This window comes from Allorhizobium ampelinum S4, assembly GCF_000016285.1.
Classification (GTDB): domain Bacteria; phylum Pseudomonadota; class Alphaproteobacteria; order Rhizobiales; family Rhizobiaceae; genus Allorhizobium; species Allorhizobium ampelinum.
Genome location: NC_011988.1, coordinates 635564 through 660297, shown reverse-complemented (window position 1 = coordinate 660297; position 24734 = coordinate 635564). Strand labels below are relative to the sequence as shown.

The window sequence follows — 24734 nt, the reverse complement described above, 5'->3', positions numbered from 1 at the left end:
CCCCTCCATTTCCTCCATGACCGAGCTTTGAAGAGAGCGCAGATGAACGATGTGTCGGAAGGCATGGCCAGCCGTGCCCAATCCAATCGAGAGCCTGAATCGCAGCCCCGCAAAAAAGCGGGTGGTGCCAGCCCGTGGCACCGTGCCTGGCGGCTACTCCGAAGAGATAAATCGGCCATTGCAGCCGCCATGGTGCTGCTGATCATCATCGCCTCCAGTCTCGCCGCCCCGCTCTATGCCTCGATGGTATCAGGCACCGACCCGTTCCGCTCCAACCTTAGCGGCAGAGTGACAATCGACGGTCAGCGGGTGAAGGTCATGCAGGCGTCTACCGAAGGCCTTGGCCTTGGCGTTACCCCCATCGGGCCAACCCTCAAAGGACCGTATTTTCTGGGTGCCGATAGCCAGGGCCGCGATATTGCTGCCCGCCTGCTCTATGGCGGACGCAATTCGCTGCTGATATCCGCGTCCTCGACCCTGATCTGTCTGGTGCTGGCCGCAATCGTCGGGATTTCGGCTGGCTTCTTCGGCGGCGTCACCGATATGGTTCTGTCGCGCATTCTCGACATTCTCTGGGCCTTCCCGGTCTATCTTCTGGCGATTTCGCTGTCCATCGTGCTGATTTCGCAAGGCATTACCATCGGCCCCATCGAGATCAATTCCAGCAGCCTGCTGCTGCCCATCGGCATTATCGGCATTATCTACGTGCCTTACGTGGCGCGTCCGGTGCGCGGGCGGGTGCTTTCGCTCAAAAACAGCGAATTCGTGTTGGCCGCCATCGGCCTTGGCATTCCCAAATGGCGCATCCTGATCAAGGACATCTTGCCGAATGTCTCGACCACGTTGATCGTCTTCATTCCACTGATGATGGCGCTGAACATTATCACCGAATCCTCGCTGTCCTTCCTCTCCATCGGTGTGCAGGCCCCGGATGCCAGCTGGGGAACAATCATCCAGGATGGACAGGGCCTGCTTTACACCCGCCCGCTGGTAGCCCTGGCGCCGGGCATTGCCATCGTGCTCTGCGTGCTGGCGCTCAACGTGCTGGGTGACAGTGTGCGTGATGCGCTCGATCCGCGCACCAAAGTGATTTGAGGAGCCGCCCGATGATCTATGCCCTCATTCAACGTTTCGCCCAGATGATCTTCGTGCTGTTCGGCATTTCGGCGCTGGTCTTCCTGATCTTTTTCGCCACGCCGGGCGCTGATCCTGCCGCCCGCATTGCCGGACGCAATGCCTCGCCGGAAACCATCCAGGCAATCCGCAAGGAATTCGGCTTCGACCGGCCACTGCCGGTGCAATACGGCATCATGATGAAACGGCTGTTCATCACCCAGGATCTCGCCTCCTTCGTCAATCGGGGCATGAAGGTGGTGCCGCAAGTGACGGCGGCTGCCCCCGTCACCCTGTCGCTGGTCTTCGGTGCCGCCGTGCTCTGGGTGATCGGCGGGATCGCGGTCGGGGTCGTGGCCGCCATGGCCCGCGATACGGCGTTAGACCGCGGACTGATGGTGCTGGCACTGATCGGCGTTTCCATGCCAGTCTACTGGCTGGGCGAGGTGATGAACCTGATCTCCCAGAACCGCTTCCACGACACGATCTTCTTCTCCTGGGTGCCATCGCTTGGCTACAAGCCGTTATTCACCGACCCCGCCGGCTGGTTCAAGACGCTGATCATCCCGTGGTGTACATTGGCCGCACTTTATATCGGCATCTATGGCCGGGTGCTGCGGGCAACGCTGGTCGAATCCTATCAGGAGGATTTCATCCGCACCGCCCGCGCCAAGGGTCTCAGCCCATCGCGGGTCATGCTGCACCATGCGCTGCGCACCTCGCTCATTCCGTTCGTCACCATGTTCGGGCTGGATTTCGGCGCATTGGTCGGCGGCTCGGCGCTGCTGACGGAAGTGGTGTTCGGGTTGAACGGCGTCGGACGCCTGACCTATCAGGCCCTGCTCAATCTCGACCTGCCGATGATCCTCGGCACTGTCATCTACGCCTCCTTCTTCGTCGTCATCGCCAATGCACTGGTTGACGTCGTCTATGTGCTGATCGATCCGCGCGTGCGGGGAAGCTGAAAATGAACCAGACCGAAAAACCCCTGCTGCTTGATGTCAACGGCCTCAGTGTCTCCTTCGCCACTGATCGCGGCTATGTGCGGGCGGTGCGCGATGTGTCCTTTAGCGTGCGCGAAGGCGAAATCCTGTCTGTCGTTGGCGAATCCGGCTCTGGCAAATCAGTGACGCTGTTGTCGCTGCTCGGCCTGCATGACCGCAAGACCACGCGGGTGGACGGCACCGTCACGTTTCGCGGCCAGCGCATTCTGGAAATGTCGGCGAGCCAGATGCGGCGCATTCGCGGCAAGCAGATCGGCCTGATTTCCCAGGACCCGATGACGGCGCTGAACCCGGTAAAAACCGTGGGCTGGCAGATCTCCGAACAGATCCGCGCCCATGAGCCGATCTCGGCACGGGCCGCACGGCTGCGGGCCATCGAGCTGTTGGGCGAAGTCGGCCTGTCCAATCCGGGTGAAGCGGTGGACCGCTATCCGCATCAGCTGTCCGGCGGCATGCGCCAGCGTGTCGTCATCGCCATGGCGCTCTCCTGTAGCCCGGCGCTGCTGGTGGCAGACGAACCGACAACGGCGCTGGATGTCACCGTGCAGGCACAGGTACTTGACCTGTTGATCCGCTTGCGCAAGGATTTCGGCTCGGCGATCATTCTCATCACCCATGACATGGGCGTGGTCGCCGAAGTCGCTGACCGGGTGGCGGTGATGTATGCAGGCCGCATCGTTGAACGAGGCACGACCGACCAGATCTTCTCGACACCCATGCATCCCTATAGCTGGGGCCTGATGGCCTCGATCCCGCCTTTGACCGGGCCACGCCTGAAGCGGCTGAAATCCATTCCCGGCATGCCGCCCACGCCAGACAGCCTGACGGAGGGCTGCGGCTTTGCACCGCGCTGTATGTTTGCGCGGGAGGGCTGCGCAGCACATCCGCCGCTGCGGCGCATGGGAGAACAATCGGCGCTCTGCGTGCTGGACGGGCCGGAACGTGAGGCCCTTCGCCAAGACATCCTGCCACTGGAGACCCTGGCATGAGCGAGACATCTCACACCACGCCGCTGCTCTCGACTCAGGATCTCACCAAGAGTTTCACTGTCGGCAAGACCATGCGTCCCGGCTCCGGCAAACTGCTACGCGCCGTCGAAGGCATCAGCCTCGACGTCTATCCCACGGAAACGCTGGGCCTGGTCGGCGAATCCGGCTCCGGCAAGTCGACGCTCGGACGCTGCCTGACCCGCCTTTACGATGTCAGCGGCGGATCGCTGACGTTTGACGGGCAGGACATTACCAAGGTGGACGGCAAGGCGCTGAAATCGGTGCGGCGCAAGATGCAGATGATCTTCCAGGACCCCTCCGCCTCGCTCAATCCGCGCCGCAAGGTGCGCGATGTACTGAGCGAAGTGCTGAAGGTTCACAAGATCCGCGAGGGTGCCGCTATCGAGGACCGGTTGGCCGAACTGATGGATCTCGTCGGGCTCCGGCGCGAATATCTCGATCGCTATCCGCATGAATTTTCCGGCGGCCAGCGCCAGCGGATCGGCATTGCCCGGGCCCTGGCGGTCGAGCCGAAGATGATTGTTGCCGACGAGCCGGTCTCGGCGCTCGATGTGTCGGTGCAGGCGCAGATCGTCAATCTGTTCAGCGATTTGCGCGAAAAGCTCGACCTCACCTATGTATTCATCGCCCATGATCTGGCCGTGGTGCGGCAGGTCTCAACACGGGTGGCGGTGATGTATCTCGGCTCCATCGTTGAGATCGGCGACACGGATGCGCTCTATGCCAATCCCAGCCATCCCTACACACAGGCGCTACTCTCGGCCATTCCGCAGCCGCATAAGCGCGACAAGCGCGAACGCATCCTGCTGACGGGCGAGATTCCAAGCCCGCTCAACCCACCAAGCGGCTGCAAGTTTTCCACCCGCTGTCCTTATGCGAAGGATATCTGCCGCGACCTGCGGCCACCGCTGACGCCTGTCTCGGCAGAGCGCAAGGTCGCCTGTCATTTTCCGCTGGATTGAAGAAAAGGGAGCCTGCCATGTGCATCGCCTGCACCCACACCATCCACCGCGCCCAGCATCACTTCGGCTGGGACAAGGATTTCGAACCGGCGCTGGTCGCAAAGCCCGGCGAGACGATCCTGTTTGAATGCATGGATGCCTCCGGCGGCCAGCTTGGTGCCGATGCGACGCCTGCGAGCCTTGCGGCCCTGGATTTTACCGGAATTAATCCGGTTTCCGGCCCGGTTTATATCGAGGGTGCCATGCCCGGCGATGTGGTCAAAGTCTCCATCCGCAAGTTTCATCCCTCCGGTCTCGGCTGGACCGCAAATATTCCAGGCTTCGGCCTGCTCGCCGATCAGTTCAAGGACCCGGCCCTGCATATCTGGCACTATGACGCCGTGTCCATGGCCCCGGCCCTTTATGGCCCAGGCGGTAAAGTACCGCTAAAACCCTTCGCCGGAACCATCGGCCTTGCGCCAGCCGACCCCGGTCCGCACTCGGTCGTGCCACCGCGCCGGGTTGGCGGCAATCTCGATATTCGCGATCTCTCGGCGGGCGTGACGCTTTACCTGCCGGTCGAGGTCGAAGGCGGATTGTTTTCGGTCGGCGATACCCATGCCGCCCAGGGCGATGGCGAGGTGTGCGGCACCGCCATCGAAAGCCGGATGGATGTGGAACTGACGCTTGATCTGGTGAAGGGCATGGCCCTGCAAAGCCCGCGCTTTACCGTGACCGAACCCGTCACCCGGCACCTCGACGGCGCGGGTTATGAGGTAACGACAGGCATCGGCCCGGACCTGATGACCAGCGCCCGCGAGGCCGTGATGCGGATGGTCGATCTTCTGGCCGACGAACACGACATGGCCCCGGTTGATGCCTACATGCTTTGCTCGGTCTGCGGCGATCTAAGGATCAGCGAAGTGGTCGATATGCCGAACTGGGTGGTGAGCTTTTATTTCCCCCGGATCGTTTTTGCCTGATGGCATGACGAAGGCCGCATAAGCAGCCTTCATCAATGTCTTCGCGTATCAACTATTGGTCAGCAGCTTGCCGCCCTGTTCCATGCTTTCACGGCTTCCCGCATATTCGAAGGGGAAGACCGAGAAGGCCCGGTTGGACTGATAGAGATCGCCGATCACCTCAATCAGGCCCGACACCTCTTCCGGCTCCGGCAGGAACTCAGTCGGATACATCCAGTGCATGATCCGCTTCAGGCAATAGCCAAGCCAACCCGATCCGTCCGGCAGGGAAGCAGGCATGCCACCAGCATTGGCCACAGCAAACTGGATGCAGCAGGCGGCGGCATTCAGGCTGCAATAGCGGTCCGTCAATGCATAGAAATTGGCGCTGTTGGAAAAACCGCGACCAAGTCTCGCCTGGGCGTCGCGTCGGGCCTGATCCAGTTTGACGACCTCATCCATCACGCTCACTGCCAGCGCATATTCGCTCTCCGACACCAGCGGCTTCAATTCGCGCAGCGCATCGGGAAGGCCAGCCAGACTGATATCGTCGCCATTGCCGGACAGGCCGAGCTTGCTCCAGCGCGGCGGCCCAACAGGACGGCGGATATCGTAGATATCATCCAGCAACGCCCGGCGCGCTGCATCAAACGGCTGTTCACGAGCAGCCAGCGCCTTGCCAAGCGCCAATTCCATCTGGCTGCCAACGACGCGCATGTTCACATAGCTATTGCCATCGACAAAGCCGGTCATGCCGATATCGCGCAGCAGCTTCTGGAAGACCCCATGGCCAAAGCCATCACGCAGGTAGAAGCGAGCACCAATCACGGTTGCCAGGCTTTGCAGCGATTGCTCCAGCCGCTTCGGCACCAGATATTTGGAAATGGAGGAATAAAGGAAAAGCTGACGGGGCAGGCAATGCACCAACCGGGTCGCAGAAGCGACCATGATTTCCGAGATCATCAGATCAGCATAGGCATCGGCAATCTGGCGACGGCTGACCGGCAGTTCGATCACCTTCTGGTTGCCATAGAGGCTTCGGTTGGCAGCAAAGCCATAGGCCAGCCGCAAGCCGGTATCGACAGCGCCGAGGCACATGGCGGCCACGCCAAGCCGCAGGGATTGCTGGCTTTTCAACGACACTTCCAACCCGGCACCTTCGCGGCCAAGCACCTGACCAACCGGCACCTTGGCATCCTCGTAGCGCACCCCGCCCAGCGGCAGGCCGCGCACGCCGTAAAGACGTTCATTGGGCAGAACCCGGTAATTCTTGCGCTCAAGATGGCTGCGGTCAACGATCAGCATGGTGTGAGAGACCGGCGAAATCGCCTCGTCGGTGCGGGCATGGACGATCATCGCACCGGCCCGGTCGGCAAAACCAATCGGCCATTTCTCGCCATTGACGCGGTAGAACTCACCATCCTTGATCGCCGTGGTCTCGTTGGTCAGAAGATCGCTACCATGGCGGCCTTCGCTCAACCCCCAGGAAATCGAGCCACCAGAGGCAACGAAGCGTCCATATTCGCGGATCTGCTCTTCCGTGCCGCAGGTGACAATCGCCAGATAGCCGATGAAGGGCAGGATGGCGATGGTTGCCAGCGTCATATCGCGGCGGGCAATGGCGCGGTACATTTGCAGGGATTCCGGATAGGAAAACATCATGCCGCCGGCACCTTCCGGTACCAGCCATTGGCTGATGCTTTCACCGACCAGCGCATCATAGGGACGGGCGGGGAACCGCTCTGCTTCGTCATCGGCCATGATCTGCGCGAAGGAGGCCGGTGCTGCCGTATCCCACGGATCGCCCATGGCCAGATCCAGCTGCCGCAATGTCGCCAGGACCTCGGCAGACCCTTTTTTCTTCACCTCGGGAAATAGCATCTGAAACTCCTGATCAAAATGTCTTGCGTGGCCCTGTCGAGGCCACCTGAAAAAACGTGAAAAATCATCGACCGCTGCTAAACCGCAGCGTGCCGTCTTTCATCACCATAAACGTCTTCACCAGCCCCCATCGCCTCTGCGAGACGATGCCAAGCCGCCTGATAGAACCGATCTTCTCCGCCGAAGGCATAGCGATCACCGGCCAGCAGGCGTTGCAGCATGAAGGGCAGAAGCGCATCCCCACCCTCAGCCAGTGCCGATAGCGCGCAGCAGGACACGGCATAAAGCCGTGCAAATTGCGCTCCCGCATTGACGGCTTCCGGCCGTTCGCCCTGGCGCAGGGCCAGCAGTTCAGCCATGCCCTCTTCCAGGCTGGCAAAGCGTGCCTCTGCCTCATGCAGCGCGTCCACCACCGCACTGTCTTGTTCGGATGCCGCCTTGGCAAACCGCTCGGCAAGGCCGGGCAACAAATCCGTCAACGGCTCGCCAGCCCTGTTCAGCATCGGCACCTTGGCAAGAACCATGGCCGGGCAAGGCGACGATGGTGACAGTTCCGCCTGCAATTGCGCAAACAGCGCATCCGCAAGGCCTGGCTCCAGCTTGGTGCGACGCTTGGTCAGACTGGGCAATTGATTGGCCAACATGCCGAGGTTAACCTGCGGATTGATATCCATATATTGCGCCACTTCACCGTCGCGGCGCAATTTCTGAAGGATCGCCGAGACCGGCTCCTGCGCCAGCACCGAGCGGGCACCCAGGGCTGCCATCAGGCTGGTGAAAATCCGGCTGCTGAATTCCTGGGCGATCTGTTTGGCGACCGCCGCCGCCACCGGAAAATGCTGCGGACGGAAAGACGCGAAGCGGGCCGCAGCCTTGGCAACGCTGTCCATGATCCGGTAATCGGCATAGGCACCAGCCAGCAGGAAATGCTGATGTGGATGGCCGCCATTCGCCTGTTTGGAGATCTCCCCATAGGTCAGCCGCAAGGCGCTCTCGCAGGGGCCAAGCATGGCACCAATCGACAGAAGCTTGATGACGGATTCGGCGCGAAACACCAGCTCGATGCCTTCGCCTTCGCCACCCACCCGGTTTGCGACATTGACACAGGCCACATCGATATCGACATCGGCGACATCGATGCCGCGCATGCCGGACAGTTCTGCACGTGGATGTGGCAGGGTCGATTCCCATTGCGGCTGCCGGTCGATCAGAAACAGCGAGAAGGCCGCCGGTCCGCCTGCACCCGTCTTGGCCATGACCATCAAGGCCCGCGCCTTTTCGGCCTGACCGACCAGCCATTTGCGGCCATTGATCACATACCAGTCACCCTGACGTTCCGCCTTTGTCTGGTTGTTGATCAGATCGCTGCGAATGCCAGGTTCGTTGACGGCAAGGGCTACGCTGTGGCCCGCAAGCAGCCAGTCCGACAGGATCTTGCGCTGCGCCTCGGTGCCAGCCAGATCGAGCACCGTGATTGCCCCGATGGAATACATCAGCCGGGGCATCAGCGATGGATTGCGGCCCGCCAGAAGGCGCGCCATTTCAAGCACCGCTTCCAGATCCACCAATTCCCCGCCCGTCTTCCAATGGGCGGGAATGATCTGCCGGATAAAGCCGGACTCGACCAGCGCCGTGGCCTGAAGATCCAGACTATCGCCGGTGAGATCGGCCTTCACGGCAGTGGCGAAGGAAAAGGGGTGGTCGTCGTCAAGCGGATCGCCCAACAGCGTCCGCAACCGGTCGAGATAGAAGGCGGATGTTGTCATAGCGGCGCAATCTCATAGGACATCGGATGGGGGAAGCGGACACCGGCCATGGCCAGCCAATGCAGCCGCGTCTCAAAGGCCGCGCCCTGCAACAGATGAGTGGCGACATCCACCACGCGGCGTCCCTCCGGCTGTTCCAGATAGGTGCCAGCCGTCCATTCGTTGAAGTCACCAATCGCCGGGCCGCTCCAGATCTGGTAGTCGATCTGGCGGCCTTCTTCCCCGGCATTGGCCCAATGGGATGCCTTGCCGAGATAGGCGCGAAACACCAGTGCCATCTTGCGCTTCGGATCGGCTTCCGCCTCCGTGACCTGCTTGGGGTCGCGCCCAATGAAGTAATCCGCCGTCATCCGCCAGACATCGGCAAGGCTCTGCTTGAACAGCTTCTGCTCCAGCTCCTGCACCACCGGCTCCGGCAGCGCATCCAGACTGTCATAGCGGCGATAGAGATCGTAGAGCATCTTGGCGCGGCTGGCGAACAACGTGCCACGCTTCAAGACCTGCAACTCCACCCCCAGCTCGAACATATCAGCAGCCGGTGCCATGGTCGTATCGGCAAAGCCGCATTTGGCCAGAAGGGCGCGCACCGAAGGCGACGAGCCGGATTCCTGACAGGCCTGATTGACCGACCCGGTCACCACATAGGCGGCACCCGTTGCAAAGGCGGCGGCAATTGCCTTGGGCGAGCCAAGCCCACCACCGACACCGATGCGGATCGGCTTGGCGTAACCGTTTTTCTCGGCCACTTTCTGCGCCTGCCGCAGCAGGATCGGCAGCAGCACGACCAGCGGTCTGCGGTCGGTATGCCCACCGGAATCAGCTTCAGCGGTAATGTCGTCGGCAATCGGTACCTGGGCAGCCAACGCGGCCTGCTCCTCACTGATCGCGCCTTGGGCCAGCAGCTTTTTCAAGATGTTTTCTGGCGCTGGCTCCATAAAGACCGAGGCCACTTCCGAGCGGGAGACCTTGGCGATCAGCCGATGGCCGATCTCGATGCTGCCATCGTCGCGGCGGCGAAGGCCAAGCGCCCGGTAGCGCACCAGTGCTGGCGTCAACCCCATGAAAGCCGAGGCTTCGACAATGGTGACACCATAGCGCAGCAGAATATCGATCAGGCCGTTTTCCATGGCCGGTTCACTGGGGCTATGGATGAGATTGACCGAAAATGGCGCGCCCTGAAGCGCCGAGGTAATCTTGGCCAGTGCCTGATCGACCTGTTCCAGCCGAACGCCACCTGCACCGTAGCTCGCCAGAAAACCCTGCTGGGCCAGCGCAATGACCAGGTCCGGCGAGGCGATGCCATTGGCCATGGCACCAGCCATATAGGGGAAGCGCAGATCGTAGCGGGCCAGGAAATCCGGGTCCCCCAGCGCACTCGGCGCCAGGGCAGGATAGCGGCAGACCACTTTGAAACCGGCTTCCAGCGGCTCCAGTTCCGAGGTCACCCCAAGCCGGGTGCCATCGCTGACCACTGAGCCCGGCTGATCCAATTTCTGCAATTGCCGACGGATTGACGGGGTGTCCCAGACAATAGCGGGTGTTGCGGAGGCGTCTTCAAATCGCGCATTGATTGTCATGATATCCTCCTTGGATTAAGCCGGTTTGATGGAAATGCTCATCGACAGCGCCTCATAGATACGCAGCCGATCATTGAACAAATCGGTATCGGCAATCACCACCAGACCCTCGCCTTCGCGGCGGATTTCCTTGATATGCACTTCCAGGCCCATGCGCTTGTCAGTGCGTAGCAGCTGGCCGCGATAGCGCCAGTTGACCGGCACGCCGACCGCGATGCCGAAGCGTGGATTGGCAATCCCGGCGTCCAGACCGGTGCGGATGGCAAAGAGCTGCATGGCTTGCAGGATGGCCTCCAATCCCAGTGAGCCGGGCATGACCGGATCGCGGTGGAAATGGTTGGTGAAATACCATTCGCCCGCATCAATCGTCCGCTCGCCCTTGACATAGCCGAGGCCGAATTTACCACCCTCGCGCACCAGGCTGGCCTGATGCAGCAACCGGAACCGATGGCCGGGCGGCAGCCGCCAATGGGGTTTGTCCGCTGTACCAGCAAACAGATGGGCGGAGGCAGGGTTCAGAAGGTCGAACTCCTCGGCTTTCGCGCTGTTTTCCTCCAACCAGAACTTGCTAAGCTTGCCCTGGTCAAGGCCAAGCTGGTTTTCGAGCGCCCGCTTGGTGAAGTAGCCGAAGGAAGACTGGCCCTGATAGAAAGGCTGGCCATCAACCTTCAGGTTGAAATCGAAGTTTTGCAGGATCGAATCCGTCACCATGGCATTGCTGAGCAGTTTCTGGCTGTGGCGGATCGTCGTGCCGCGCACATCCGGGTCGGAAAGATAGACCGCCGTGCCATCCAGATTGCGGATCGAATATTCCTTATCGGGATATTTCAGGGTTGGCCCCAGCGCATAGCCGTTGAGAATGGCCGCCTGAAGCGCCGATTCCAGCACCACGAAATTCGGGATATGCGGATGGCTGTTTTCCTGGAAATACCAGCTATCGGCAGCGGCATCATATTCGGCATCCATCACGGCACCGGGGACCAGTTGGCCACGCGTGCCTGTGGTTTCCAGGCAGCGATCGACAAACTGGAAGCAACCATTGGGAATATGCGGGGCGCGCAATTCCTCGCCGTAAATGTTGAATTCCGGGCCGAGACCGATGCGCAATTCGCCCTTGGCGGCGTGGTGCATGCTCATTTCATTGAGCACGACCTTCTCACCGCTCTTGGTCTTGCGTCCGCTGAACCAGGTCGGATCGCCAAAGCGCGGCTCAACCGAGACGCCGGGCTTTTCCACAACTTGCAAGCCGAGATTGGACACCCGCACCAGCGGCTTGCCATGCTCGTCATAGATCAGCACATCGGCAATCACATAGGGGCGCGGCAGCAGGGCGCTTTCCTGAATGAACAGCTTGTAGTGGACCTTTTTCACGTCAGGGGTGATCTGGCCACGCACGGTGATCTGCATTTCGCGGTGTGTGACCGGCTCAAACACCCCATCGGCAAAGCATTGATGCATGCCATTGGCAATCAGATAGACCTTGAGCAGCTGGGTCGCACCTTCGGCAATCAGCGAGCCCGGCAGGACCGGATCATCAACAAAATGCGAGGTATAATACCAGCCATCGGCGTCAAAGCTCTTTTCGGCCTCCATCACATAATGTTCGCCCTGCCAGGAGCCGATATCGGTCACGCGGTCGATCATCAGCAGCATTTCGGGCGGCAGGCGAATGGAACTGCCGCTTTCCGGATGCTGCGAACCGGGGCCAAAGATCTCGCCGATCCGCCCCTCGGACAGCGCCACCAGATCGGATTTTTCCAGCGTGTCGCGGACCCGTGGCAGAAGGGGTTTGACCAGGGTGAGCGGTGCTGCGGGCGGCTGCTTGATGACCACGCCACCACCAGCACTCAACTCGTCCTCGGTGAAGAAACCGGCGCAACCGCTGTGCAATTGCAGCGCCAGTTCACCATCGACATAACCGTCATAGCGGAAGAAGAACAGCAGGCCATCGCCCTGCCAGACGAACCGGTCGATGGTGATGTCAAAGCGCAGCGTGCTGCCCGCCTGCGGCAGGCGACCGTAAAAGCTCAACCGCCCATCCAACAGCCGGTATTTGCGGACACCCTTGTTCTTGAAATCAATGCCCAGCAGCGCGACCAGCAGCAAATCCGACTGGCCGGATTCCACCGCAATGCCGGGCGGCATCTGGCCGTCGATCAGATACCAGGCATCGGCTGGAACATCATATTCTGTTGTCAGCGAGCAAGGCTTGTATTCGCCGAACTTGGCATCGACCTTGGTGACGCGCGACACGAAGAAATAGGGCGGCGCTGGCAGACGAACCCGAACAGGATAATCGTCAATTGGCGCAAATTGCGCGCCCAAGGCATCGGCAACCTTGCCGCTGGCAAAGGTCAACAGATCCTGTTCGTCCAGAAACCAGCCCTTCTCCTGCTTTTCACGGGCGCTAGTGGGCAGCACGGTGGCCGTGGCAACAGGTGTTGGTGCGCGCACTGGCGCAGGCGCAATGGCGACTGGCTGAGGTGCCTCGATCTCCAATACGGCAGGCGCCGCATCAATGGTTGCTGGTTGGGGTAGACTGCGCTGAGCTGGCCGTACACCATGTGCCCCATTTCCAGCATGCTCACGCCAGATCTGCACGAGGTCGGATTGGGTTTGCAGGAACGTTTGATGGCCGAGGCGCTGGCGCTGCAAAAAGGCTTCGACAGCCTGGGCGATCCGCTGAGATTTATCCTGGCTGATGGTAATATTCTTGGCCATGAATGGTTGATCCGCTTCGACAGGTTTCGGGGAAAGAGATGGAAGACCGGGACTTGGTCTTGCTGGCTGATCGTCCGGCTGGATTTCGTCTTGGGTGTCGTCGTCTTGGGTGTTGTGATCCAACAATTCGTGAACCAGGCTGGTGCCTTCGAGGATGAAGGCTGCCGTCGGGCCCCAAGCAATAGACCTTGCCACAGTGCTGGGCGTGAATGGCAGCGCCACAACGGGTTTGGTTTCCAGCGGCCTGACCGTTTCACTAGCAGTTGCGCGCAGAGCGGCACCGCCCGGTTGCAGGCTGATGACCGTTTTGGAGCGCTCGGCCTTCACCCCAGGCACCAGGCTGGTAAGATCGACCCTGACACCGTGAGAAACCAGCCGGGCCAGAGCCGCAAGCAGGCTGCGCCCATCGTCGGCACCACGCTGGTTGAGATTGATCGACAGATAATCCCGCCCCGCAAGGCACGAATTCACCCAGCGACTGCATGTGGCCGAAGGTCCGCATTCGATGAAGATCCGGTAGCCATCGTCATAGGCCATATCGACCAGCCGCACGAAATCCACCTCGGAGCACATCACATCGGTAATGGTCCGCGACAGGCCTTCACGGCTGAAATCCGTCATCCGCCCATAGGTCGAGGTGGTATAAAGATGCAGATTGTCCGGTGGTGCGGTGGTTGGATGATCGTGAAGGGCGGAAATCTGATGCGCCACCCGTTGCAGCAAAGGCACATGCAGGACATGCGAGACCGGGCTGCGATAGGCGGAATAGCCGTCCAATTGCTTGACCACAGCCGTCACGGCTGCGGGCAGACCGGCAATCACCACTTCCTTGGGACCATTGACATGGGTGATGAACACATCGGCACGGGGGGCAATCGCGTCGCGCACCGTCTCCACCGGAGCAAGCAGCACATAACTCGACCAGACCTGATTGTCGCGGACCTCAGGTCCGATACCGAATGTGTCACGCACCGCCTGACGGGGACCGCCAATCGAAGTTTCGAACAGTGGCAGGTCGTTGCGCAAGCCATGCTGGTCTATCGGCCAGATGCCATTGGCAAACAGCATGCTGACTTCGCCCATGGAATAGCCAAGCGCACCATGGGCCTGCACACCGAACTGGTCCCGCAGCAAGGCGGTATACATCAGGGCAAAACCGACGCCGGTTTTCATCATCGCCGCGATGTCCTGCTGCATCCCGGCTTCGGTCTGCATCAACCGCACAGTCGCGTCCTGCCCGGGCTTGTGGCGCGGATAGAGCTGGTCATGGCAGAGCGTTGCTGCCGGATCATCAACGAATTGCTCGAAAGCGCGCAGGCTGTCCGGGTAACGACGCAGCAATGTGCGTCCCAGATGCGGATAGCTGTTGAAACCACCGGGATACATGAAGGCGATCTTGCCCTCTGCGCCCTGGGGCCGGTCGGTAAAATAGCTACCCGCTGGTGTCTGGAACTCCACCCCTTGGCCTTCACCAAGGAATTTCTGCGCCTGACGGGCTTCGGTCAGCAATTGCGCCGGGTCTCGACCGGATAGGACCAACACCCGTGCACTGGGCCTTTCACGAAGATTGGCCAAGGCTTCGGTTTGCAATGCCTGCCATGGCGTTCCCTGTTCAAGCGCAGCGATGACCGTAGCCAGAACACCCACGAGGGCTCCCCGGTTCTCGGCTGCGACCGGCAGGAAGGGTGGGTAATCCGCTTCCGGCTGGCGCAGGGTTTCCACCACCGCTTCGCTGAGACGGAAGGCGGCGTAGCTGCCGAATGGTCCGGCGGCACCCACACCCGCGACAAGCGGACGGCTCCGCTCCTGGCGCGTCCACGGCACGCTTTCGGCCAGAAGTCCAAGTCCGGCCTGTTCGACGGCGACCGTCAAAGGCTGGCTCGTCTCCGCATTCAGCCAGGCCGGGGGCGTGGCCGGAAGATAGCGGCCCGACAGGCATAGCGCCGCCCGGATCAACGCCGCCATCGGCTGGGCAACCTTGCAATGGCCGCTCAAATGTTCAACACCGCAGACAACGGCGCCGGGAGCATGGGTGGCAACCGCCGCCAGTTCCACACCATCGCCGCCGATCTGCCCAGCCATGTCCATCAGATCGAGACGATGACCATCGGCGATGGTCGCCAGCGCCACCGCGACGGCACTGTCCTCAACGTTGCCCACATGACGGATGGAGATGTGATCAAGAACCGCATAGGGCGCAGCACTTGCGCCCAAACCGGCGGGAGCAAGCAATATCGCGCCTGCGCCATCACCTAAGGATTTGGCGGCTTGTGGATTCGCACCAGGGGTGCCGGCTTGTTCCAGCGCATAGGCTTCCAGCCCGGCATTAAGATCAACCGCGACGATCAGCGCTGCTTCCGCCTTGTCATCGGCAATCATCAGCCCGGCCTGTTCCATGGCATAGGCAACGCCCAGCATACCGGCAGAAAGCGTGAAGACCGGTCCGGTGAAATTCCATTGCGAGGCAATGCGGCTGGCGCAGATATTGCCGATATAACTGGTGATTTCCGTGGAGCGCAGCGGCCCCAGAACAGCGCGTTTGCAGGCATCGATCAGGCCTTGGCGTTCATCCTCACTGAGGTGAAGACCTTGGCCCGTCAGCGCCTGGTCAATCCAATCCGGCACCAGCGTGCGGCCACGGCGCAGATGGGCGCTCAGGTCCAGTTCCAACACCACCAACACCGCTACCGGGCGGGCGGAGCGCTTTTCGCCGATATGGCCATAGCCAGCATCGGACAGTGCCTCATTGGCCACCTTTAGCACCAGTCCCTGCTGGGCGTTGAAGGCTTCGGTTTCCGCTGGCGGAATGCGGTTGCGCAGAAAATCGATATCATAGGCATTGATGGCAGCCTGAGGCGGCGCATCGGCAGTTACCGTAGCGCCACGCCAGCGGCGGCTGGATGGTTCCGCCCAGACGGGTTCCCCGCCGAAAGACGCCGCTTCAAAGGCCTGGAGGCTGGCGGCATTGCCGTAATGGGCGGCCATGCCCCGGATTTCCAGCGGCGGCGGTTGGAGGGTTTTTGTAGCGCCATTATCTCCTTGCGTCCGTTCCCCTGAAAACGTCCGGTCATCGGAGACGATCATATGCGCATTGGTACCGCCAAAGCCGAAGGCAGAAATGGCCGCATGACGCTTGCCAGCCGGTGTCGGCCAGCTCTGGTTTTCTACCACCAGCCGCTGCTCCATGCCCGGCGCGTCCATGCTTTTTTGCAATTTTCCAATGCCGGGCGTCGCCGGAATGGTGCCTTCCTGCATGGCCAGAATAACCTTGGCCAGACTGCTCATGCCCGCCACAGTCAGAAGATGGCCGACATTGGCCTTGACCGATCCGATCAGCGGAAAGTGCTGCTTATCCGCACCGAAAAAGCGTTGCAGCGATGTCAGCTCTGTGCGGTCGCCAAGCGGCGTGCCGGTGGCATGGCATTCAACGTAATCGATCTCTTCAGGCTGCACGCCGGTGCGGGCATAGGCGCGCTGATAGGCCAACCGCTGGCCATCGGCATTGGGGACAAGCATATGCTGACCAGTGCCGTCATTAGACAGACCGACACTTTCAATGACCGCAAGGATCACGTCATTGTCGCGCAGCGCATCTTCCAACCGCCGCAGTACGACAACGCTGGCGCCCTGACCCGTGACGATACCATCCGACGTGCTGTCGAAGGGCTGGCTGACGCCATTGTTGGGAAAAGCGCCGAGATCGCCGAAGGACACATGGATCAGCCAGGGGTCCGGCAGGCAGACGCCTCCCGCCAGCATGGCATCCGCATGTCCGCTTCGCAGATAACTGGACGCAAGTTCGATGGCGTAAAGGGAGGAAGAACACGCAGCATCAAGGCTGAAGCTTGGGCCGCCGAGGCTCAAGCCTCGTGTAACGGCATAGATGCCATCGGCGCTGAGCACACCATGCTCGGCAGGCGGTGCCGTCAAAGACGTGTCCACCAACGTCCCGGGCGAAAGCCCGAGACCGTCTTCCAGCCCTGCGGCTATTTCCCGCTCCCAAACCGGGACAACGGCATTGTTGGAGGCGAAGGTCGGGAAGGTATAATTACCAAGCACCATGCCAACCCGGCCAAGATCGACCCGCTCGCCAAGCCTGCTGGTCTGCAAGGCTTCTTCGGCAACCCGCCGGGCCAATTGCCAGGGCAGATCGAGGCCGTCGCCGCCTTCTTCCGAAAGACCCTTGGTCACCTCGTCCAGATCGACGAAGCCGCCGCGGAGCCAGCGAACCTGATCAACATCCTCCTGACTATCCCTGAGATAGAAAGGGTCGATCCGGAAGTCCTTGACCCCGCCCGTCGAGCGGGAGTCGTTTTTTGCAAGGAGGTTGCGCCAGTAACTATCCAGGTCGTTGGCGCCCGGAAAGCAGAGCGACAGGGCGGTGATCGCGATGCGGCTCATTTAACGGCCTCGACGGATTTTGATCCCTGGGCGCCAGACGGTGCCTCGTCACGCTTGACCGTGGTTGCCACCAATTGCATCTGCAAGCGGCCATCAAGGTCGTAGCCGGTCAGTTCCCAATCCAGTTCCTGGGCGCGGCTGGCCTTGAGGCGGGCGGCAATCAGCCAATCTGATCCAGGCTCAGGCCGGCTCGTCAGCGTCGCCGATCCAAGCCGCATCGGCAGGCTTGGGCTATCGGCTTCCAGCCGCGTTGCGGCCAGTGCTGCTTGCAGGACCGCATCAACGGAGACAGCATCGAGCAATGTGCTGTCAGCAAATCCGTTCAGCGCCGCACTATGGATTGCCGCTGGCTGGGCGATGCGGAACAGGTAGCTCGCGGTTTCCAGCTTCCTGTAGGTCTTGAGCATTTGCAGGCTCTCGCCATGGAACAGCGTGCCATCAGAATAAAAGCCATTGGCAGGCGTCGAGGGTTCCAGCGAAGGCAGAGCTTTGCCCGGCTGTGGCGGCATGAAAGCGGCCTTGCGCAGCAGGATATTGTCCGCCTTGTAGCGTGGGCGACCAGACCCATCGGCCAACATCACATCCAGCCGAATGGTTTCTTCCGTCTCGGCGCGGAGTGCGCTGAGCGACAGCTCGAAATCACCGCGCCAATCCTTGTTAATGACAAGGCCGTTCAACACGTTGAACTGATCGAAGCCTGAGAATGTCCAGCCTGGAAGCAGGCTTTCCAAGCCGTCCGCCACCAGACCAAGCACGAAGGCGGCGGGAACGACGGGACGTCCCTTGATCTGATGATCGGCCAACAGCAAGGACTTCGTCCAGTCGTGACCGCTGAGCGCCAGCCGCCTTGGTGCCTGTGGCAATTCGGCAAAGGGGACGAAGCGGGCATTGATCGGCTTCAACCCACCCACCAGGACTGCACCGGTTGCTGGCAGAGGCATGGCGGTTTCCCGGGCAAAGAACTGGCCACCGATATCGCGTGGGATGATCGGAACGCCGCGTTTCATGAAAATATCGCGGATTTCCGGTGTGACCATGCCGCCAAGCCACGGACCCCAATTGATCGCCCGGACATCGACGCCCTTCACCGACTGGCTGGCGGCGAAACGGTTGAGCATTTCATTGGCCATGGCGTAATCGGCCTGACCCGGATTGCCAAACAGACCGGCAACCGAGGAAAACAGCAGGACGCGGTGGAAGGGCTTGCCCGTCAGCGCCTTGATCAGCCCGGCCAGACCGAAGATTTTCGGTGTGAAGACACGGTCCATTTCGCTGATTTTCTTCTGGGCAATTGCCGCATCGGCAAGCGCGCCAGCCCCATGCACAAGGCTGATTTTCGCCGCCTTCTGAATTTCGGGGTGATCGCCAAGGCTGGAAATCGCCGGAGAGGAAATATCGAGCGACAGATAGCTGGCATGGCTGCCGAGCTTTTCCAGTGCGGCCAGCAACTGGCGGATTTCACGGCCCGCCAGAACCCCACGCACGGTCTGATCGATCAGCTTCGGTGTCACCGGCGCTTTCCCTTCGCGCAGTGCGGCAAGGGCTCCACCCTTCAATTGCGCGTCGGTTTCGAGACCCGCAGCCCAGGCCGGTTCGGCTTCAAGGGCGGAGCGACCGAGCAGGAGGAAGCGACGAGGAGCGGCAGAGGCCAGGGCCAACACGCAATCGGCTGTCACACCCCGCGCACCACCGGTGACGATGAACAATTCATCGGGATCGGCGACCGTCACGGCATCGCTGGAGGAAATCGCCTCAATGGAAGGCTTCCAGCGCCCCTGCCCATCAAGACCGATTTCGGTAATGCTATGGCGGGCATCGAACACTTCCTGCACCAGCAGATCGGCAGCAGCGGCATCTTCGATCTGCGGCGCGATATCGACGGCGCGGGCAAAGATATGCGGTGCTTCAGCGGCATAGGTCTTGACCAGGCCAGACAAGGCACCGGATGCCACCGTTGCAAGGCTGCCATCCCGGTAGCCGAGGGCTCCATCCATCCGCGACAGCGTCATGAACACCGTACGACCCTGGGAAGCCCGCGCCGTGAGCGGCGTGATCGACAGCTTGGCAAGCAGCAAGGCCCGTTTCAGCCAGAGAACCGATGCGTCGCTTTCAGCGCCGGGAAGCGCGTTGTCGATTGTCTTGGGATGAACATAGATCACCCCATCCCAAGGACCCTGAGCTTCGAATTGCTGTTTCAGCTCGGCCTCGTCCTTGCCAGCCGCCAATTGCGGACCAGCCTTCGAGGAAACCTTGCCTTCGAACCGCAGCCAGACCGCCTCAATACCCTTACTTTTCAATCCCTTCTGAAGGGCAAGGATCAGTGCATCATCGGTACCGGTCAGTAGAAACTTTGCCCCCTTTTGAAAGGCCTGTTGCGTCACCAGATCGAGCGGAGCTGGCAAAAGGGTGACGACACCGCGCCCGATCAGATCGTCACCATCCTTAAAAGAAGCGAGAGCTGCCTCTTTCTGCTGGGGTTCCCCAGCGTTTGAAGCCTCACCTTCAGCAAGGGTCAGAATTTGGGCCAGGGTACGCAATTCACCCATACGGTCAGGCGAAAGTTCCGCCATTTGCGGCAGGCGCTCCTTCAAGGCGCCAAGGATTTCCACACGCTTGATCGAGTCGATGCCGAGATCAGCTTCGAGGTCCATATCCAGATCGATGACATCGGTTGGATAACCGGTCTTTTCACTGACGACGGCGAGAAGTGCTTCGCGGACAGCGCCAGCAGGCAACCCGGCAGTTTCAGGAACAACTGTCTGTGTCGGAGCGAGCGCCGGGACAGCGACCGTTGCCGGGACCGGTGCCGCCACGGAGGCAGCAGGCGCATCAGCGACAGCACCTTCGGTGGCCAGTGCCAGAATTTGGGCCAGCGTGCGCAATTCACCCATGCGGTCAGGAGAAAGTTCGGCCATTTGCGGCAGACGCTCTTTCAGCGAGCCGAGAATTTCCACACGCTTGATCGAGTCGATGCCGAGATCGGCTTCGAGGTCCATGTCGAGATCAATCACATCGGCGGGATAGCCGGTCTTTTCGCTGACGACAGACAGCAGGGCTTCCCGCACGGCTCCGGCCGCAACAGCAGGAGAGATCGCCGCCGATACGGGAGTAGCGATAGAGACGGCGGCGGGCTGTGCGACCGGAGCAGGAGCGACGGAACCGGCGAGTTCGAGGATTTGGGCCAGCGTGCGCAGCTCACCCATGCGATCAGGAGAAAGCTCCGCCATTTGCGGCAGGCGCTCTTTCAGCGAACCAAGGATTTCGACGCGCTTGATCGAGTCGATACCGAGATCGGCTTCGAGATCCATCTCGAGATCGATGACATCAGCGGGATAACCAGTCTTTTCACTGACAACCGCCAACAAGGTTTCCCGGATGGCTCCGGCCGCGACAGCCGGGGCGAATGCCGCTGGTGTCGGGGCGACGATGGACGCAGCAGCGTGCTGCGCGGCCGGAGTGGCAGAGGCTTGAAGCGCCGGGGACGCAGAGCCTGCCAGTTCGAGAATTTGGGCCAGCGTGCGCAGCTCACCCATACGATCAGGGGAAAGCTCCGCCATTTGCGGCAGGCGCTCTTTCAGAGAGCCGAGGATTTCGACGCGCTTAATCGAGTCGATGCCGAGATCGGCTTCGAGATCCATGTCGAGGTCAATGACTTCTGCGGGATAGCCGGTCTTTTCGCTGACAACAGCCAACAAGGTGTCGCGGACAACCGCTGCTGGTGCAGCGGATGCGGCAGCAGGAGCCGCAGCCGGCGCGGCAACAGGCTTTGCAGGGACAGGAGCCGGCGGGGCCACGGCAACCGGTTTGGCGGCTGGGGGCTGAACAGGAGTGGCGACCGGCTCAAATGCCTTGGCTGTGACCGTCGGTTTGGCTGCGGCAACAGGTGCGGCATGGGCGACGGCGGTTTCAATCATCCGTTTGACGGGTTCATGCCTTGCAGGCTCATGCTCGACCGTCCTGACGCGGGCGGCTGGCAATTCGCCCTGACCAAGAAACAGGCTGGGCAGGCTGCGCATGAATTCACGGTGGGTGAGGTTGGTTTCCTCGTGGATCTCGCAGAGCATATCGACATGTGCGGCGCTCAACTCGCTGGCATTGTGCACCAGGGCTTGCAGGGCGCTTTGCTCGAACTTGAGATATTCGCGATGCAGTTCGCCGTTGGACCGCGCCAATTCAGCGACGATATCGCCGCCACCGAGAGCCACAGCTGGCTCGGACGAGGATTCATTCTTCAGGATGGACATGGATTTCTCCGCAAATGAAGATCTGGAGGCAGGCGCCGTCAGGGCAACGGCTTGTTTGGGTGCCAATGGCTCGGACGGCTTTTCCACGGATGCCGCTTTTATTGAAGGCGCCGGGGATGATGCCGGAACGCCGAACGCGACATTTGCAGCGACTGGCTTTGCTGGTTCCGACCGGACAGGCGCGGGGGCAGCAGCCAGCGGCTTTGCGGCGACAGGCTGTGGCGGCGTGGGAACCGGTTTGGGGGCAACGACGACTGGATTGGCCAGCGCCTTAGCAAAGGCCTCCTTGCGGGACGGTGACACGTAATTCATGCCATTCAGATTGATCTCGCCCTTCTTGGCCGGAGCCTCGATAAGGCCTTCGGTCCCGACCGGGCTTTCAAGTGCAATACCGGCAACCGCCAGATCAACAACCGCTTCGATAAGACCGGCATCCGCCTTGTCAGGCTGACCATGGTCAAGTGCAATTGCCAGGTGAGGCCGGTCGCCGAGAATATCGGCGGTCATTTTCGACAGCGTCGAGCGCGGGCCGAACTCGATGAAGACGCGGATGCCATCGGCATACATCTGCTCGATAATCTTGATGAATTCGACAGGCTCGCGCAATTGCCCCTTGAGCTGGGCCGCGACATCGGCAGCCGATGCAGCATAAGGCTTGCCATTGCGATTGGCATAAACCGGGATCTGCGGCACGGCAAAACTGGTCTGGTCGATCCGCTCGGCAAATGCCGTGACGGCACCTTCGACCTGCGGCGTGTGAAATGCCCCGGCAACATTCAACCGGACAAAGTCGATTGAGGCAGCCTTAAGGTCGGCCTCGAATTTCTCGATAGCCTCAACCGCTCCGCCAACTACAGTCTGCTTCGGCGTATTCAGATTGCAGAAATGAACGCTGCCCTTGGTGGCGGCAATCAGGCTTTCCAACTGCTCACGACCGGCCTTCACCGCCGTCATCGTGCCAGCGCCGTCGCCGGTTACAGCAGCCATGGCATCGCCACGCGCCTTGGCCAGGCTTGAGAAATCGGCATCGCTCAAGGCCCCGGAAGCCCAAAGCGCTGTCAATTCGCCGAAGCTGTGGCCAGCCACGGCTTCCAGCTTGAGGCCGAGATTTTGCAGCCAGCGATAATGGCCTGCCGACAGTGCGCCGATTGCTGTCTGGGCATATTGCGTGCGGCGCAATGCCTGTTCCTGGGCCTTGCGATCCGCATCATCAAAGGCCGGGATCGGATACATCACCTGGCTGAGGGGCTGGGCACCGTCCTTGACAAACAAGGTATCGGCAGCACCGACGAAATCGCCGAGCGCCGGAATGGCAACCGCTGCCATCCGGCCCATATTGGGATGCTGCGACCCCTGCCCGGCAAACAAGCCGGCCAGCTTAGCGTTTTCAAATGCACTGGGGCGGAAAGTGATGCCCTTTGGATGACGCCATTCGGCTGTGGCCGGACGGCTGTCGAGCAATTGGATCGCTTCACTCAACAAAGCGCGGCGGCTGACGTCGTCGGCGGCAACCAGGCCCAGACGCGGATGGTTTGCGGGGATTGAAACCTCGAAAGGCCAGGCCGTTTCGCCTGTGGCGGTGAGAAGCTCTTCACAACGCTTGCGCAAAGCAGCCACAGTCGGGGCTGCAACGACAATGGGTCGCGGCAGGACGCTGCGCAGCTTTGGTGCCTTTGCGGTCTGTGGCGCTTCCTCAAGGACCAGATGGAAATTCGTGCCACCAAAGCCGAAGGCGCTGACGCCAACCCGGCGCTTGGCGGTCTTGGGATCGCGGAACCATGGACGCGCCGTGGAATTCAGATAGAGCGCCGTCTCGTCCAGACCCAGCTTGGGATCGGGTCTGTTAACATTGATGGTTGGGGGCAGGACGCCGTGCTGCAAGGCAAGCGCGGCCTTGATGGCGGAAGCCGCACCCGCTGCTGCCTTGGTATGACCGATCTGCGATTTGACTGAGCCGAGTGCTATGGGCGAAGAAGACCCATCATTGTCCCAGCTCTTCAGGAAGGTCTTGAGACCATCTACTTCAGTCGCATCGCCAACCGCCGTGCCGGTGCCATGCGCCTCCCACAGATCAACATCATGCGGAGAAATGCCCGCCTGCTGATAGGCACGTTGCAGCGCCTTGACCTGTCCGGCGGCGCGCGGTGCGTAAATGCTCTTGAACTTGCCATCGCTGGCCGAACCGAGACCCTTGATCACGGCATAAACCTGGTCGCCATCACGCTCGGCATCTTCCAGCCGCTTCAGCAGCATCATACCGATGCCTTCGCCAATCAACGTGCCGTCGGAATTCTCGTCGAACGGCGAAATCACCCCCTTCTTGCTGAAGGCGGGTGTCTTGGAAAAGCACATATACATCAGGATGGTGTTTTCGGCATCGCAGCCGCCGGTCAGCATCATGTCGGCGCGACCGCTATGCAGCTCATCGATGGCCATGCGCATGGCCGCCAGCGAACTGGCGCAGGCCGCATCTACCGTGCAATTGATACCGCCAAGGTCGAAGCGGTTGGCGATGCGCCCAGCGACGACATTTCCCAGCATGCCGGGGAAGGAGTTTTCCTCCCAAGGCGCGTAGGCAAGCTTCAGCGTCTCGACGATATCGTCAACCTGGGCCTTGGGAAGGCCCCGGCTCTCCAGAACCTTCTGCCACAGCGGATATTGCAGGCGCGAGGTTAGCGGCGTCACAAGCGAATTGGCGCCGGTAATGCCGAGCACGACGCCGGTCTTTTCGCGGTTCAATTTGGCATGTTCGTAACCCGCATCCAGAAATGTCTGCTTGGCAACGCTGAGGCTGAGGATCTGCAGAATGTCAGTGACATCAAGCTGAGACGGCGGCAGACCGAACTCGACAGGATTGAAGGCCGTTTCAGGAATGAAGCCGCCCCGGCGCGCATAGGTTTTGTCAGGCGTTGAAGGATTTGGATCGTAATAATCGGAGATTTTCCAATGGGTCTCCGGCACATCCTTCAGGCAATCCTTGCCTTTAACAATATTGTTCCAGTATTCATCAGCATTTTTTGCTTCCGGAAACAAAGCTCCTACGCCAACAATTGCGATAGGAGAAAAGACATCGTATACGCGCTGCGAGAACCCGTCCATTATTCGGCCCCTTCC

10 protein-coding genes are annotated in these 24734 nt (G+C 60.7%); 5 read left to right on the top strand and 5 right to left on the bottom strand.

The window, feature by feature from the left end; translation table 11 throughout:
* Positions 1-42 precede the first annotated feature (42 nt).
* The 5 genes from AVI_RS20065 to AVI_RS20045 are packed head-to-tail and all read left to right on the top strand — an operon-like array spanning position 43 to position 5051.
* Positions 43-1095: an ABC transporter permease gene (locus AVI_RS20065; RefSeq protein ID WP_012653966.1), complete on the top strand. Its 1053-nt coding sequence runs from the start codon at positions 43-45 to the stop codon at positions 1093-1095.
* An 11-nt stretch (positions 1096-1106) separates the two neighbouring features.
* Positions 1107-2078: an ABC transporter permease gene (locus AVI_RS20060; protein WP_012653965.1), complete on the top strand. Its 972-nt coding sequence runs from the start codon at positions 1107-1109 to the stop codon at positions 2076-2078.
* A 2-nt stretch (positions 2079-2080) separates the two neighbouring features.
* A complete protein-coding gene (locus AVI_RS31485) occupies positions 2081-3106 on the top strand; it encodes an ABC transporter ATP-binding protein (RefSeq protein WP_012653964.1) in 1026 nt (341 codons plus the stop codon).
* The gene (locus AVI_RS31480) at positions 3103-4089 is read left to right on the top strand and encodes an ABC transporter ATP-binding protein (RefSeq protein WP_012653963.1); all 987 of its coding nucleotides are present in this window, start codon (positions 3103-3105) and stop codon (positions 4087-4089) included. Before AVI_RS31485 ends, AVI_RS31480 begins: the two co-directional genes overlap by 4 nt.
* Before the next feature lie 17 nt (positions 4090-4106).
* A complete protein-coding gene (locus tag AVI_RS20045; protein WP_012653962.1) occupies positions 4107-5051 on the top strand; it encodes an acetamidase/formamidase family protein in 945 nt (314 codons plus the stop codon).
* A gap of 48 nt (positions 5052-5099) precedes the next feature.
* Here the strand turns inward: AVI_RS20045 and AVI_RS20040 are convergent, their stop codons facing one another.
* The 5 genes from AVI_RS20040 to AVI_RS29235 form a co-directional block, all read right to left on the bottom strand.
* Positions 5100-6911, bottom strand: a complete 1812-nt coding sequence (locus AVI_RS20040; protein ID WP_012653961.1) for an acyl-CoA dehydrogenase family protein — start codon at positions 6909-6911, stop codon at positions 5100-5102.
* A 77-nt stretch (positions 6912-6988) separates the two neighbouring features.
* On the bottom strand, positions 6989-8677 hold the full coding sequence (locus tag AVI_RS20035; protein ID WP_041698538.1) for an acyl-CoA dehydrogenase family protein: 1689 nt from the start codon (positions 8675-8677) through the stop codon (positions 6989-6991).
* Positions 8674-10254 carry a PfaD family polyunsaturated fatty acid/polyketide biosynthesis protein gene (locus tag AVI_RS20030; protein WP_012653959.1) on the bottom strand — a complete coding sequence of 527 codons (1581 nt, stop codon included), beginning with the start codon at positions 10252-10254 and terminating at the stop codon, positions 8674-8676. The genes AVI_RS20035 and AVI_RS20030 overlap by 4 nt, the downstream gene beginning before the upstream one ends.
* Positions 10255-10269: 15 nt before the next feature.
* The gene (locus AVI_RS29730) at positions 10270-17376 is read right to left on the bottom strand and encodes a beta-ketoacyl synthase N-terminal-like domain-containing protein (RefSeq protein WP_012653958.1); all 7107 of its coding nucleotides are present in this window, start codon (positions 17374-17376) and stop codon (positions 10270-10272) included.
* On the bottom strand, positions 17373-24719 hold the full coding sequence (locus tag AVI_RS29235) for a type I polyketide synthase (RefSeq protein WP_012653957.1): 7347 nt from the start codon (positions 24717-24719) through the stop codon (positions 17373-17375). The genes AVI_RS29730 and AVI_RS29235 overlap by 4 nt, the downstream gene beginning before the upstream one ends.
* Between the last annotated feature and the right edge of the window lie 15 nt (positions 24720-24734).